Source organism: Phenylobacterium sp. (assembly GCF_037968635.1).
In the GTDB taxonomy this organism is placed as follows: domain Bacteria; phylum Pseudomonadota; class Alphaproteobacteria; order Caulobacterales; family Caulobacteraceae; genus Phenylobacterium.
Window position 1 is genome coordinate 1 of the sequence record NZ_JBBKVV010000146.1, and the last position, 14,351, is coordinate 14,351.

Sequence of the window (14,351 nt, forward strand, 5' to 3'; positions counted from 1 at the left end):
TTCTTTAGCTCAGACTGGGCTTAGAAGCGCAGCTTGATGCCACCAAACACCCGGCGGCCGACAACGTCGTAGGTCGACGGATCGGTGCCCGATTGCACGTTCGGCGCGTAGGTTTCGGCTTCCTTGTTGAAGACGTTGTTCACGCCCAGGCGGAACTCGACGTTGTCCGACAGCGCGTAGGTGCCGGCCAGGTCGAGGTACCAGACAGCGTCCGGACCGGTGAATTGCGTTTCACCCGGGAACTCGACGTTCAGACGGTTTTCCATCGCCGCGATGTAGCGGGCGCGGGCGTCGAACTTGAAGTCACCGACGGTCCAGTTGGTGTTGATGGTCGCCTTCCAGTCCGGGAAGCTCGTGCCGAGGCCAGCGCCGAAGTAGGAAACGGTGCCAGCGAAGTCGAGTTCCGGCACGCCGGAGATCGGGTCCTGCTGTTTGAACTCGATCACGTGGGTGAGGACCGCACCGATGCGAACCGAACCCCAGGTCGACGGAGCGCCGAGCCATTCCAGGTCGAAGCCGTAATCGAACTGGATGTCGATGCCCGACGTCTTCTGGTGGCCGCCGTTGGAGGCGGTGAACTCGTTGTAGCCGTTGTTGGGATTGTACACCCAGAGGATGTCCGCACCGACCCGCAGGATGCCATCGCAGTTGGTGTTGGCAGGGCTGTAGGTCGGGTTGGTGCCATAGTAGTTGTAGCAGGCGGCCACGATCTGGTTCGGGGTCGGGGTCAGGATCGCGTCGTCGATCTTGATATTGTAGTAGTCAATCGAACCTTGCAGGCGCGACAGCCACTGGTTTTCCCACGGAGACTTCCAGACCAGGCCGGCGGTGAAGGTGGTGCCTTCTTCCGGCTTCAGGGCCTTGTTACCCAGCAGGTCCACACCGATCTGCGAACCCGGGGTCTGGACGAAGGTGGCGATGGAGCCCGCGCTCACGCCGCCGTTGAAGCCAGCGGTCTGGCAAAGCGCCGTGACCTGAGCGCCAGTGGCGCCGGCCCGGGCCTGGCTCGTCCGCGAGCAGGGATCGAAGTACTGAGGGGCGCTGCCCCCACCCGCGAACAGCTCCGAGAAGTTCGGGGCGCGGACGGAGCGCTGGTACGAAGCGCGAGCCCGCAAGAGGTCGTTGACCTCCCAGTTCAGCTCGGCCTTGTAGGCCCAGACGCCGTCCAGTTCGACTTTGTCGCCGGCGATCTTGTCGGCGAATTCGTTCAAGGAGTAGCGAGCGCCGAGGTTAAGTTCCAGGCTCTTGATGAGGGCCTGGTCCTTGACCAGCGGAATGGCCATTTCGCCGAAATAGTCCTTGAACGAGTTGGTGCCGCGGTCGGGGTTCTGGGTGTTGAAGCCCGAGATCGGGCCCGAGGCCGAACCCGGATCGAAGTCGTATTCGAAGCCGCGATACTCGGCGCCGAGCACGATGGCGACATCACCAGCCGGGAGCTCAGCGATCTTACCGGTCACGAAGCCCTGGGCGATCTGGGTGGTCATCGCCGTGGACAGAGTGGTCGAGGACGCCAGGTAGGTGCGGCAGGCGGCCGAGATAGGCTGACGGCCAAAGATGTTGAAGCCGCCGGCGCAGATGCTGGCGCCGCCGTCGGCCGCTTCGATCAGGGTCTGCATACGCTGGGTGTTGAGGTTCCCGGTCTGCGTCTGATCGATCTCGGTGCGACCTTCGCTGACCGAGAACTCGAAGTTGAAGCCGGTGTCGCCCACCGGGCCCTTAACGCCGGCCATGAACTGGATGACGGTGTTCTCGTAGTTGGACTGACGCAGGCCGAGGTCCAGGGTGCGCTGGCGCAACCTGAAGGGCTCGGTGGCGCCGGCGCCGGCCAAGACCGGGTCATCACCCGTCCGCGAGTTCAGCAGGGTGCGCAAATCGGCCGAGATGAAGGGGTTGGTGACCGGGATCACCAGCTGCTGGGCGACTTGTTGGCCCGGGTTCACCAGGCTGGAAACCACGTCCTGGGTGCGGGCGGTGCTGGCGTTGCGGGTGTTGACCGTCGGGAACGGAGTCGGAGCCAGGGCGGTGGCGGCGGTGTATTCCGTCCAGCCGGCCGAGGCGAAGAACTCGATGCCGTTGTCCAGCTCGTAGTTCACCTTCGTCATGAAGGAGTACCGGTCGAGCGGCAGGGTCAGGATGTTCACAAAGTCGAAGTTGTAGCTGTACAGGTCAGGGTAAAGGGCCTGGTTCACTGTGCCGTCGATCGGGCCGGTATAGTGCTGCGCGTCCAGGGGGCTGTTGAAAACGCCCCGGTAGAACAGCGAGCCATCCTTGTTGAAGCCGAGGGTGCCCGACTGCAGGCTGATCTGGGCCGGAGTGACGCCGTAGGTGCCGAAGATGCCGTCCAGGGCCGCTTTGGTCGGGGCGTTGGACGAGGTCCAGAACAGGTTACCTTCCGGGAGGAAGGAGGTGGTCGAGGTGGCGTTCTGCGAGAACGCACGCTGCGACTTGATCATCGCTTGACGATAGGAGCGGTCGAAGCCGAACACCGCGTTGCCCTTGCCGTCGGCGAAGTTGCCACCGATGGCGGCCGACAGTTGGTACTCTTCAGCATCCCAGAACTCGGTGCTGTTGGAGTAGTTGGCGCGCATATCGACGCCTTCGAAATTGCGCTTCAGCTTGACGTTGACCGCGCCGGCGATGGCGTCGGCGCCGTAGGCCGCACCGGCGCCGCCGGTGATGACTTCGATGCTTTCGATCAGGGCCTGCGGAATGGTGTTCAGGTCGACCGTGAGGTTGTTGGCCGACACCATCGGACGACGACCGTCGACCAGCACCACGTTACGGTTCGCGCCCAGACCACGAAGGTCGATGTTGGACTGACCACCGTTGCCGGGGTTGTTGGAGGTGGTGGTTCCGGACGGGTTCACCTGCGGCAGGGTGTTCAGATAGGTGTCGAGCGTGATGTCCGCATTCGCCACCGCCTGCTCGCCGGTCACGGTCGAGATCGGGCTGTTGGCCACGTAGTCCTGACGGACAATCCGCGAACCGGTGACGACGACTTCGGTCACTTCGTTTGCTTGCGCGTAGGCCGCGCTGGCGGCGGCGAAGGCCGCACCGCAGATCATGGTCGACGCCAGCAGGCGCGACCGCATTGAGTCAGCTTTCAAGATAAAGTCCTCCAGCGGCTCGACAGGCCCAAGCGACCTTCGAGGCACGCTCCCCAGAATCGGATTTCGAAAAATCCCACTACCGTGACTAAGGCGTCTCGGATGTTACGGGGTCAATCGTGGAAACCTTCCGCACATGCCTTTGACCCCGTTCTGTCACATTATCGCCACGCCCCGCCCCGTGTCTTCGGCATCCGAGAGCGAAATTTGCCTGGGTTTCCCTGCATGGGGCGCAACTCAAAGGGGCGGCTTCTCCCTTGGGAGGGCGCGCGCTACCCCTCCGTAGCGTCACATTGCGTAGCGTGACGGGGGCTCGGCCGGACAGGATTTCATGCAATCCCAGAAAGCTTCCAGGGCCCAAAACGCCACCAGGCAGCGCGTTGACCCTGATGACGGCTCGCCTGGCCGAGCCTACTCGCTACGCAGGGCCGGCGCGGGACGGCGCGAAAGCGCCTGCAGCGAGGCGGCTAGCCCGCCCAGCGCCGCCAGCAGGGCCGCCCCACCCACCAGGGCCGCGATCCCTGTCCAGTCGACGCTCCAATGAGCGTGGAAGACCAGGGTGACCACCGGCCAGGCCGCCGCGCAGCCCAAGGCGACTCCCGCCGCCCCGGCCACCACGCCCACCGCGCCGTACTCCAGAACGTAGACGCCGAGAATCTGGCCGCGTGAAGCGCCCAGCACCTTGAGGATCGCGGCCTCCCGCATCCGTGACTGCGCGCCCGCGGCGATAGCGCCGGCCAGCACCAGGAGCCCGGCCAGAGCCGCGACACCGGCCGCGCCGCGGATGGCCAGCGCCAGTCTGCCGAACAACTCCGTGGCCGCCTCAAGCTGTTCACGCACGGAGATCACGTTGACCTCGGCGAAGTCGTCGCCCAGGGCCCGGGTGGCCTTGGCCTCCTGCGCCTTGCTGGCCTTGGCGATCGCGACATGGCGCAGGTTGGCGCCCGCAAGCGCGCCAGGATCCAGAACCAAGGGGAAGCTGGCCCCGAAGCCACCGAAGTCGACCTTTCGAAGCACGGCGATCTTCGCCTCGATGTCGCGGCCCAGCACCGACAAGGTGACGCGGTCGCCCAGGTTCAGGTCTCCGGCCTTGGCGACGTCGGCCTCCATGGCCAGCAGTGGCGGCCCGGCATAGTCGGCGGGCCACCATTCTCCCACGACGATCCCGGCGGCCGGCGGCTCCGCGCCGATCGCCGAGAGCGAGATGTCATTGTCATAGGCCCAGCGCTCGGAGGCCGCGATCTGGCTGGTCACCACCGGCTTGCCCCTGATCTGGCTGATCCTTCCGGTGGCGAAGGGCGCGCGCAGATAGATGTCGGCGGTCAGCGGAACCCCGAAGGCCTTGCTCAGGGCGGTGTCGAAGGCCGCGACCCGCTCGCCCGGAATCTCTGTGAACACCAGGGCCGGCGCGGTTCGAGGCGCCACCTCCGCCACTTGCCGCAGCAAGCTGGACTGTATCAGCACCACGGAGGCCAGCAGGGCGACCCCCAGACCGATGGCCGGCGCGGCGGTGCGGGCCGCCGAGCGCGGTCCCGCCAGGCTGGCCAGGGCGATCCGTAGCGCTCCCCTCGTCCCGATCCGGGCGCGGCCCGCCAGCCAGGCGCCGCCGAGACCAAGGCCCCAGAGGATGCCGAAGGCGGCCACCACTCCGGCGATCATGATCCCCGCCGCCAGGGGCGTCGGCGCGGTCGCCACCGCCAGGGCGGCGAGCGCACAGGCGGCCAGACCGGCTCCGACGATCTCCACGCCCCAGGCGAACCGGGGGGGCAGGTCGTGGCGGAAAAGCGTCGCGGGCGAGGTCAGCCGGGCGCGAGCCAGCGGACCCAAGGCGAAGGCCGCCGCCGACAACAGTCCAAAGGCGCCTGCCTTCAAGAGGGGCACCGGGTAGACGCCGAACAGGGCCGGAATCGGCAGGTCATCGGCGATCAACGCCCCCAGGACCAGGGGCGCGGCGGCGCCGACCGCCAGCCCGATGGCGACGCCCAACACCGCCAGGGCTCCGATCTGGATCAGATAGAGATTTCGCACCAGCGGTCCATCGGCGCCCAGGGCCTTCAGCACCGCGATCACCGGCTTGCGCTGTTCCAGGAAGGCCGAAACCGCGCCATGCACCCCCAGGCCGCCGGCCACCAGGGAGGCCAGGCCGATGAATCCCAGGAAGTACTCCAGCTGCTCGATCAAGCGCCGCACGCCCGGTGCGGCTTCGTCCCGTTCGCGGACACGGGCCTGCGCCCCCTTTAGCGCCGAGCGCAGAATCTTGGCGGCGGGCGCGGTCTCCTCGTCGGGCGGCAGGGCGATCCGCGCGGTTTCGCCGAACGGCAGGCCCGGCTCCAGGAAGCCGCCCGCCTCCACCACTGACAGGGCGGTGAGCACGCGAGGACCAAGGGCGAACCCTCGCGAAAGGCGGTCTGGCTCCTGAACCAGCACGGCTCGGGCGATCATCGGGCTATTGCCGACCAGCATCTGGTCGCCCAGCCTCAAGCCCAGCCGATCCAGCAGCGCCTGTTCCACCGCGGCCCCCGGGACGCCGCCCGTGGGACGAAGGGCCTCGGCAAGGGACGACGCGCCCAGCAGTTCGACCTTGCCTGCCAAGGGATAGGCGCCGCTGACACCCCGCAGTTCCACCAGGCGTCGCTCACCCGACGGCGCCTCGGCCATGGCCCGCGCGCTGACCGCGAGGGATACCTCGCCGATCCTCGACATCGCCGCCCGCTCGGCGGGCGTGAAGCGGCGCTGCTCGAGGGTCGCAGCCAGGTCGCCGCCAAGGATTTCGCGGGCCTGACCAGCCAGCCCTTGCCGGAACGCCTCGGCCGTCGAACCCGCCGCGGCGATCGCCGCCACCCCCAGGGCCAGGCAGGCCAGGAAGATGCGGAAGCCCCGCACCCCGCCGCGCAGCTCGCGCACGGCGAACCTCCAGGCCAGCGGGCTCATGGCGCGGTGACCGTCCGACCGTCCCCTAGCACAACCTGCCGGTCGGCCCGCTGGGCCAGGACCGGATCATGGGTCACCAGCACCAGGGCCGCGCCGGTCTCGATCACCAGATCGAACATCAGGTCAGCCACCAGGGCCGCGTTGGCGGCGTCGAGATTTCCCGTGGGCTCGTCGGCGAACAGCAAGGCGGGCCGCGGCGCGAGCGCGCGCGCCAAGGCGATGCGTTGCTGCTCTCCACCGGAAAGCTGGTGCGGATAGTGGCGGCCCCGCGCGGCCAGGCCCACCCTGTCCAGCCAGGACCGCGCCAGCTCGGCGGCGTCGCGACGTCCGGCGATCTCCAGGGGCGCGGCGATATTCTCGGCCGCCGTCATGTTGGGCAGCAGGTGGAAGGACTGAAACACCAGGGACACCTTGCCCCGGCGCAGACGGGCGCGGCCGTCCTCGTCCAGCTTGGCCAGGTCCTGCCCAAACAGCCGCACGGTTCCAGCCGTTGGCAGTTCCAGCCCCGCCGCCACCGAGATCAAAGAGGACTTGCCCGAGCCCGAGGGGCCGGTCACCGCCACCCGCTCACCGGGGGACACCCGGAACGTCAGGTCGCGCAGAATCTCCACCGGGCCCGCCGCCGAAGGCAGGCTGAGAGACACGCCGTCCAGTTCCACCGGCGCGCCGGCCTGCGTCATCTGCGCCAAGTGGGGTCCTGCTTCCATTGAGCTGTGATGCTGAGCCCTTAAATAGGACAGACTCATGATCGATACACCTGCTCCATGCTGACCCGCCGCCACTTGATCGCCGCCGTCCTGGCCACGCCCCTCCCCGCGCTCGCCGCGGGCCGGCCCGTCGTGACTATTCTTGGGGACTCAATCACCGCCGGGTTCGGGCTGCCGGCCTCGGTCGCCTTCCCGGCCCGGCTTCAGGCCGAGCTCGCCAAACTGGGCAAGAGCGCGGTCATCCGACCCGCCGGCGTTTCCGGCGACACCACGGCCGGCGGCCTGGCCCGCGTGGACTTCAGCGTGCAGAAGGACACCCGCCTCTGCATCGTGGCCCTGGGCGGCAACGACCTGCTGCAGGGTCTGAAACCCGGAACCACCAAGGCCAATCTGGACGCTATCGTGAAGCGGCTGAAGGCTCGGAAGATCAGGGTGCTGCTGGCGGGTCTCGCGGCCCCTCCGGCCATCGGCGGCGGGTATGCGCGGGAGTTCAACGCCGTCTTCCCCGCCGTGGCCAAGGCGCAGGGTGTCGCCTTCTATCCCAACCTGCTGGCGGGCGTGTCGGGCCTCACCAGGCTGAACCAGCGCGACGGCATCCACCCCAACGCCCAGGGCGCGGCCCTGATCGCCCAACGACTGGCGCCAGCGGTGGCCAAGGCGCTTGCCTAGGGCCGTGTGAGAGATCGCCCCCCGGGGCGCCGAGAATGTGTTCGCAGCCTGAAGCCTCTGATATTCTTTTGAAATCAAGAGATTGCGACAACTGCCTGGTCCCGATCACCCCCCGATGTGGCCGGCCTTAGCCTTTCGTTAGGCCAAAGGCTGAACCCTCTACCCATGTGGAAATTTGAGGTTTCGGGGCGGCGTCGTCCAGTTGTCAGCTCTACGAGCGGCCCACCGGCACGATGCGCCAGGCCACGCCGCGCCTTCAGGCCAGCTCTGAGAGCTGCGATCAAAGACGATCGAGGCGTGTCAGCGGTGATATTCGCCGTCACATTGGCGCTCCTGGCCCCCCTGATGTTGGGCGTGTTCGACATCTACTTGGCGTCCACTCAACGCACACGCCTGCAGGACGCTCTGGACGCCGCCGCCCTCTTCGCCGCCCGCTCGCCCGGGAAGACATCGGCGGCCGTCGACGCGGTCGGCGACGCGGCGCTCCTGGCCAACCTTTCGCTGCCCAACAGCGCCACGATCGTGGCCTCGACCTTTGCGCTGCAGGGCGACACCGTGGTGGCCCACGCTGAAGTGGAGATGCCCGCTCTCGCCGCCGGACTGTGGCCCCACGAGAACCTGCGCGCGACGTCGGAAGTCGTCCGCTCCCTGGACCGGCTGGAACTCGCGCTGGTGCTGGACAACACCGGCTCCATGTCCGGCAAGAAGCTCGCGACCTTGAAGACCTCCGCCAAGGACCTTGTCGACAAACTTGAAGTCGCCGCCGCGAGAAGTCCGCAAGCAGATCCGCTGAAGATGTCCCTGGTGCCCTTCTCCATGACCGTCAGGGTCCAGGACACCACCAGCGTCAAGAAGTACAAGGCCAACACTCACAGCGGCCCCGGCATCCCCACCTGGATCGACCCCGAAGGCAAAGCCCACGTTGCGGCGGGAAAGGACATCTTCAACACCCAGAGTGATCGCATGGCCTTGCTCAAGGCCATGGGCGAGCCCTGGGAGGGCTGCGTCGAGGCGCGTCGGCAGCCCTATGATGTCCAGGAGACCGCGCCAACCACGTCAACCCCGGCGACAAGATTTGTCCCGTATTTCTGGCCAGATGAGCCGGACGCCAATGATGGGTTTTCGGGTTATCCCAACGACTATCTCGATGATGCGACCTCCAGTTCCAGCTGGAGCGTGCGTGAGCTGAACGCCGCCAAGTACAAGAAGTCCCCGCGCAGCGGCAGCTTCAGGTCGGGATACGAATACGGCCCAAATGCGGGTTGCGGGCTTCAACCCATCGTGCGGCTCACCACCAGCAGCGCCAGCATCAAGTCGGCGATCGACGACATGACCGCGGTGGGCGACACCAATATTCCGCTCGGCATGGCCTGGGGGTGGCGGATGCTCTCGCCAAACGCGCCCTTCGCCGACGGCACGCCCTATTCGACGCCGCACGTGCGCAAGATCATCATCCTGATGACAGACGGCGTGAACACCATGGGTGATCCATCGTCCGGTTGGGAGCAGAACAAGTCCTACTACAGCGGCCTGGGCTATATCTGGCAGGGCCTGTTGGGGGTCACCAGCGCCAACTCCGGCACACGAACCAATCGGATGGACGACCGGCTCGCCCTGCTCTGCGACAACGTCAAGGCCAAGGACATCGTGGTCTACACCGTCCGGGTGGAGGTCCGCAGCGGCGAATCCTCCCTCTTGGAAGACTGCGCCTCAAGCCCCGACAAGTTCTATGACGTGCAGGACGTCGCGGACCTGTCGGCGGCTTTCGACTCCATCGCAGGCTCCATCGACAATCTGCGCCTCACCCGGTGAACGGCCGACCCTAGAGCCGCAGGTCAGCCTCGCCCTTGGGGAAGACCGACTTCACGTCGTAGAGCACCGCGCCCACCTTTCCGAGCGCCCGGATGGCCGGCAGGCCCATCTCCAGGAAGACGGAATGGGCCACCGCCACGACGATGGCGTCATAGGCGCCCTTGGCAAGGTCGGCGACCGGTCGGACGCCGTATTCGGCATGGGTCTCGTCAGCGTCGACCCAGGGGTCGTGGACGTCGACGCTGACATCGTAGTCAGCCAGTTCACGGACGATATCGATCACTCGGGTGTTGCGCAGGTCGGGGCAGTTTTCCTTGAAGGTCAGGCCCATCACCAGCACCCGGGCCCCGCGCACCTTGGTGTCGCGCTGGATCATGGTCTTGATCAGACTCTGGGCGATATAGGCGCCCATGCCGTCATTGATCCGCCGCCCGGCCAGGATCACCTGCGGGTCGTAGCCGGCGTCCTGGGCCTTGTGCGTCAGGTAGTAGGGATCGACCCCGATACAGTGGCCGCCCACCAGGCCCGGCTGGAACTTCAGGAAGTTCCACTTGGTGCCGGCCGCGGCCAGAACCTCCTGGGTATCGATCCCCAGGCGGTTGAAGATCAGGGAGAACTCGTTGATCAGCGCGATGTTCAAGTCGCGCTGGGTGTTCTCGATCACCTTGGCGGCCTCGGCGACCCGGATCGAACTCGCCAGGTGGGTGCCCGCCGTCACCACGGCGCCGTAGAGGGCGTCGACGAAGGCCGCCACCGCCGGCGTCGAGCCGGACGTCACCTTGATGATGGAGGAGAGCCGGTGCGCCCGGTCGCCGGGATTGGCGCGCTCGGGGCTGTACCCGGCGAAGAAGTCGGCGTTGAAGCTCAGGCCCGAGACCTGCTCCACCACCGGCACGCAGTCCTCTTCGGTCGCGCCCGGATAGACGGTGGATTCATAGATCACCACACCGCCCCTGGAGATCACCCGCCCCACGGTGCGGCTGGCGGCCAGCAGGGCCGAGATGTCAGGTCTTTTGTGCCGGTCGATCGGGGTCGGGACCGTGACGATGAAGACGTTGCAGGTCTTCAGGTCCGCCTCATCGAGGGAGAAGGAGAGCCGGCTTGCCGCCGCCAGCTCCTCGGAGTCGACCTCGAGTGTGCGGTCATGGCCGGACTTCAGCTCGGCGATCCGCTCGCCGCCGATATCGAACCCCACGACCGGATAATGCTCCGCCAGGGCCACGGCTAGGGGCAGGCCGACATAGCCCAGTCCGATCACGCCGATTTTCACCGGCGACTGGGTGAAGGGACTCTCAAGCATGCTCGTCTCGACGCCATCGCGGGCGTCCTCGCCGCGCGGGCCCTGACTAGCATGGATCGCGCCTCTGGCAGCCCCTATTGGACGGCGGGCCGCCCCCCTGATCTGGCTAGTCGGCCGACGCCGAGCCGGCCAGACAGTCGGCGCCTTCCGACCGCAGAAGCTCACAGGCCGAGGTGGCGTCGCGATCCGTCAAGCCGCCAAACCGCGCCAGGAACAGCTTGCCGGAGGGCTCGAGAGTGTAGGCCGCCTGGCCCAGACGCTTGGGGTGACGGCGCCCGAGCGCGGCGAGCTGCGAGCGCGCGCGGCTCTTGTCCCGGAAGGCGCCCACCTGAACCCACCAAGCCCCCTTCGACCGTGCGGCCTTGGCGACATCCTGGTCTCCCTGGGCAATCTTGCTCGCGGCTGGCCGATGCGCGGCGGCCAACTGCCGACCGGCCGCATAGGCGGGGTCCGCGACGCCGAGCAGGTGTCGCATTGAGACGTCAATCCCCGCATACCGGACGGCCAGTGTTGTGAAGCCGGCGCCCATCAACGCCCGCATCAACTGGTCACGGCTATGGGCTGTCCGGCCACCTAGAACCACGGCGATGATGCGACGGCCGTCCTGCACCCCGGACGTCAGCAGATTGTAGCCCGAGGCGTTGGTGTAACCCGTCTTGAAACCGTCGACCCCGGTACGGGCCAGCAGCCGGTTGTGACCATGGATGGTCCGCCCCCGGAACACCGTCTGCTCCTGGTCAAACAGCCTGTAGTCCTGCGGATGGTCGCGCAGAAATGACCGCGCCATGATCGCCATATCCCTGGCCGTGCTCACATGGCGGGAATTGGGCAGTCCCGACGCGTTCATGAAGTGGGTTCCGGTCATGCCCAGCTCGCGGGCGCGCTCGGTCATCTGCCGGGCGAACGCACGTTCACTTCCGCCCAGGGTTTCGGCCAGGGCGGAGGCCACGTCATTGGCCGACTTCACCACCATGACATCCATGGCCTGGGCCACCGTCAACTGCCCGCCCACGGGAAGGCCGAGCTTGGAAGGGGGCTGAGCCGCGGAGTGCCGGGACATCGTCACCTTGGACTCCCGCTGCAGCTTCCCGTGTTCCAGGGCGTCGAACGCCATGTAGAGAGTCATCACCTTGGTCAGGGACGCCGGGAAGCGTCGCGCGTCGGGTTCATATTCATAGAGAACTTCACCCGTCGCGGCGTCCATGACGACGGCCGCGAATTTCCCCACATCGACAGCGTTCGCCGCTTCGGCTCGCGCCGTGCCGATCAGCAACAGGACAGCGGCGACCAATAGAGTCGCAAGCCCGGCGAGCGGGCGTCGAGAGGTATTTGACATGTGCAATTTCCGCCGCGACCGGCGGTCCCAGCCGCGACGCGGCGATCTGTGTGCATGAGCGTCCAAAGGATCGGACGGTAAGGTAAACCAAAGCTGAAAGCCGGCCCCTTCAATGGACCGGGCCGCTTCAACGTCGCGACTCAGTGCTGGAGATGCGCTTCCAGGCGGGCGCAGGCGGCTTCGAGGGTTTCGATGGCGCCCACCACCTCTTCCCGCTGCTGTTCCAGGGCCACGATCCGCTGCTGGAAGGCGCGCAGGGCCACAGCGTTCTGCGCCGCGTCCTGATCGGCTGGATTGTGCAGGTCCAGCACTTCCCGGATCTGGGCCAGCGACAGGCCAACCCGGCGGCCCCGCAGGATCAGCTGCAGCCGTGCGCGCTCGCGGCGGGAATAGAGCCGCTGCTGCTCCCGACGCTCCGGCGACAGCAGGCCCTGCTCCTCATAATACCGCAGGGTTCGGGGGGTGACCTCGAATTCGCGGCACAGCTGGCCGATGGTCAGCAAGGTCGGGGGACGGCGCAGGCTTGCGGTCATGACGGGCCTTTCTCAAGTCTGGGCGCCACCTTAGTCCATGCGTGGGGATGGGTCAGCCCCAACCAAGGACGCCATGCGACGGCCTCGATGTTGACCTTCGTGTGGGATCACCCACCATCCCGACATGGTTCGTCCGCTCATCCTCTGGGCCTTGCTCCTCGCCGCCGGCGCCTTCGCGCTGCAGTGGCTGGAGTATCGCTTTCTGGCGCGAGCTTTTTCCTTGGAGATCTACATCGCGCTGATCGGCGTGGCCTTCGCGGCCGGCGGGGTCTGGGTTGGCTGGAAGCTCAACAGCCGCAAGGCGCCAAGCCCCTTTGAACCCAATACCGCCGCCGTGGCCGCTCTCGGTCTCACGCGCCAGGAGGTGAAGGTGCTCGAGCGGCTCGCCGCCGGCCAGTCCAACAAGGAGATCGCCCGCACCCTGGGTGTCTCGCCCAATACGGTGAAGACCCACGCCGCAAATCTGTTTTCCAAGCTGGAGGTCAACCGCCGCACCCAGGCGGTGCGAAAGGCCCGCGACCTTCACCTTCTTCCCTGAGCCAAGGGGACCAGCCGCGCGATCTCACCCTTTTGGGTCATAGCCGGAAGCTGAACCCCGGCGCATCCTCGCGGTCCAACTGGGGAACAGTCAACATGACCCGCATCATTCTGACCTACGGCCTAATCTCAGGCGTGGTCGCCATCATCGGAATCCTCGCCAGCATCATGATGTCGGGCGGCTCGCACGGCAGCGTCGTGGTGGGCTACCTCATCATGCTGGTGGCCCTGTCGTCGATCCTGGTGGCGGTGAAGCAGTATCGCGACGGTGTGCTGGGCGGCGTCATCAAGTTCCGCACCGCCTTCCTCATGGGGCTGGGCATCGCGGCGTTGGCTTCGCTGGCCTATGTCGCAGTGTGGGAAATCTACCTCGCCCTGACCCACTACAGGTTCATGCCGGAGATGGTCGCCGAGACCCTGGCGGCCAAACGTGCCGCGGGTGTCTCAGGCGCTGCCTACGCCAAGCTGGCGACCGAGATGGAGGCCATGGCCAAGGCCTACGAAAACCCGCTCTACCGGATGCCGATGACCGCACTGGAGATCTTCCCCGTGGGCCTGCTTGTGGCGCTGGTCAGCGCGGGCCTGCTGCGGATGCCGGGCTTTCTCCCGGCGCGGTCACCGCCGGCCTGAGAACAGAGCCTGCACACTGGCCAGGTCCTGCACGATGTGACCGAGTGACTTGTAGGCGGTGATCTGGTCGGTCGACTGACGGCCCGGAAGGGCGCCCGACAGCACCTGGCCGATCTCTCCGACCACATGGTCGTCGCCCACCCGGCCCGAGGCCTTGGCCCTGAGAAATTCCGCCCCTTGGACCAGGACGCCCTCGCGGCTGTCGGCGATGAAGCGGCTGACCGCCACCAGGTCCTCGTCGACCTCGACAGGCCCGGCGCGGCTGGAGCCAACCAGATTCAGGTGCGTCCCGGGCCGCACCCAGGCGCCCTTCAGGATCGGCTCCTCCGCCCCACTGACCGTGCAGATGATGTCGGCCTGCGCCACAGCCCTCTCGACCTCGGCGCACGCCACCACAGGCTGGCCCGTCTCGGCGGCCATTCGGGTTGCGAAGGCCTCGGCCCGCGCCGGAGAACGCCCCCAGACGGTGACGTGATCGATATCGCGCACGTGGCGCAACGCCCGCAGATGGGTCTCGGCCTGCTCACCGTAGCCGAGGATGGCGAGACGCCCTGCATCGGGTCGGGCGAGCGCGTCGGTGGCCACGGCGCTGGCCGCCGCCGTGCGGATGGCGGTGACTTCGCCCGCATGGGCCACGCAGATCGGCGCACCGCTGTCGGAGTCAAACAGGACCACCACCCCCTGATGCGACGCTTGGCCCAGGGCGAAGTTCTCCGGGAAGATACTGATCAACTTTGCGCCGAAGGCCGCCCGCTCCCCGAGCGCGCCGGGCATGATCCCGAACATCCG

At 66.9% G+C, this 14,351-nt stretch carries 11 protein-coding genes; 4 read left to right on the forward strand and 7 right to left on the reverse strand.

The genetic code is table 11. The features are described from left to right. Window positions 1-20 precede the first annotated feature (20 nt). The 3 genes from AAC997_RS17070 to AAC997_RS17080 all read right to left on the reverse strand — a co-directional run bounded on the left by AAC997_RS17070 (window position 21) and on the right by AAC997_RS17080 (window position 6,718). A complete protein-coding gene (locus AAC997_RS17070) occupies window positions 21-3,107 on the reverse strand; it encodes a TonB-dependent receptor (RefSeq protein WP_340646901.1) in 3,087 nt (1,028 codons plus the stop codon). 411 nt (window positions 3,108-3,518) lie between these two features. Next, on the reverse strand, window positions 3,519-6,038 hold the full coding sequence (locus AAC997_RS17075) for an FtsX-like permease family protein (RefSeq protein ID WP_340646902.1): 2,520 nt from the start codon (window positions 6,036-6,038) through the stop codon (window positions 3,519-3,521). Beyond that, window positions 6,035-6,718, reverse strand: coding sequence for an ATP-binding cassette domain-containing protein (locus AAC997_RS17080; RefSeq protein WP_340646911.1), 684 nt, complete (start codon window positions 6,716-6,718; stop codon window positions 6,035-6,037). The genes AAC997_RS17075 and AAC997_RS17080 overlap by 4 nt, the downstream gene beginning before the upstream one ends. A gap of 84 nt (window positions 6,719-6,802) precedes the next feature. Between AAC997_RS17080 and AAC997_RS17085 the strand changes: the two genes are divergently transcribed. Both AAC997_RS17085 and AAC997_RS17090 read left to right on the forward strand, forming a co-directional pair. Continuing rightward, window positions 6,803-7,414, forward strand: a complete 612-nt coding sequence (locus AAC997_RS17085) for an arylesterase (RefSeq protein WP_340646903.1) — start codon at window positions 6,803-6,805, stop codon at window positions 7,412-7,414. Window positions 7,415-7,720: 306 nt separating this feature from the next. Continuing rightward, window positions 7,721-9,226, forward strand: a complete 1,506-nt coding sequence (locus AAC997_RS17090; RefSeq protein WP_340646904.1) for a pilus assembly protein TadG-related protein — start codon at window positions 7,721-7,723, stop codon at window positions 9,224-9,226. A 10-nt stretch (window positions 9,227-9,236) separates the two neighbouring features. Here AAC997_RS17090 and AAC997_RS17095 read toward each other — a convergent pair whose 3' ends face one another. The 3 genes from AAC997_RS17095 to AAC997_RS17105 form a co-directional block, all read right to left on the reverse strand. Continuing rightward, window positions 9,237-10,526, reverse strand: a complete 1,290-nt coding sequence (locus AAC997_RS17095; protein ID WP_340646905.1) for a nucleotide sugar dehydrogenase — start codon at window positions 10,524-10,526, stop codon at window positions 9,237-9,239. Between the two features lie 106 nt (window positions 10,527-10,632). Beyond that, a complete protein-coding gene (locus tag AAC997_RS17100; RefSeq protein WP_340646906.1) occupies window positions 10,633-11,862 on the reverse strand; it encodes a D-alanyl-D-alanine carboxypeptidase in 1,230 nt (409 codons plus the stop codon). 140 nt (window positions 11,863-12,002) lie between these two features. Beyond that, window positions 12,003-12,395: a MerR family DNA-binding transcriptional regulator gene (locus tag AAC997_RS17105; protein WP_340646907.1), complete on the reverse strand. Its 393-nt coding sequence runs from the start codon at window positions 12,393-12,395 to the stop codon at window positions 12,003-12,005. A gap of 124 nt (window positions 12,396-12,519) precedes the next feature. On the opposite strand from AAC997_RS17105, the gene AAC997_RS17110 reads away from it, so the two are divergent. Both AAC997_RS17110 and AAC997_RS17115 read left to right on the forward strand, forming a co-directional pair. After that, window positions 12,520-12,933: a response regulator transcription factor gene (locus tag AAC997_RS17110; protein WP_340646908.1), complete on the forward strand. Its 414-nt coding sequence runs from the start codon at window positions 12,520-12,522 to the stop codon at window positions 12,931-12,933. 95 nt (window positions 12,934-13,028) lie between these two features. Then, window positions 13,029-13,562, forward strand: a complete 534-nt coding sequence (locus tag AAC997_RS17115) for a DUF4199 domain-containing protein (protein WP_340646909.1) — start codon at window positions 13,029-13,031, stop codon at window positions 13,560-13,562. Here the strand turns inward: AAC997_RS17115 and AAC997_RS17120 are convergent. Then, a partial coding sequence (locus AAC997_RS17120; RefSeq protein ID WP_340646910.1) for an ornithine cyclodeaminase family protein occupies window positions 13,548-14,351 on the reverse strand: 804 nt, incomplete at its 5' end. The genes AAC997_RS17115 and AAC997_RS17120 overlap by 15 nt on opposite strands.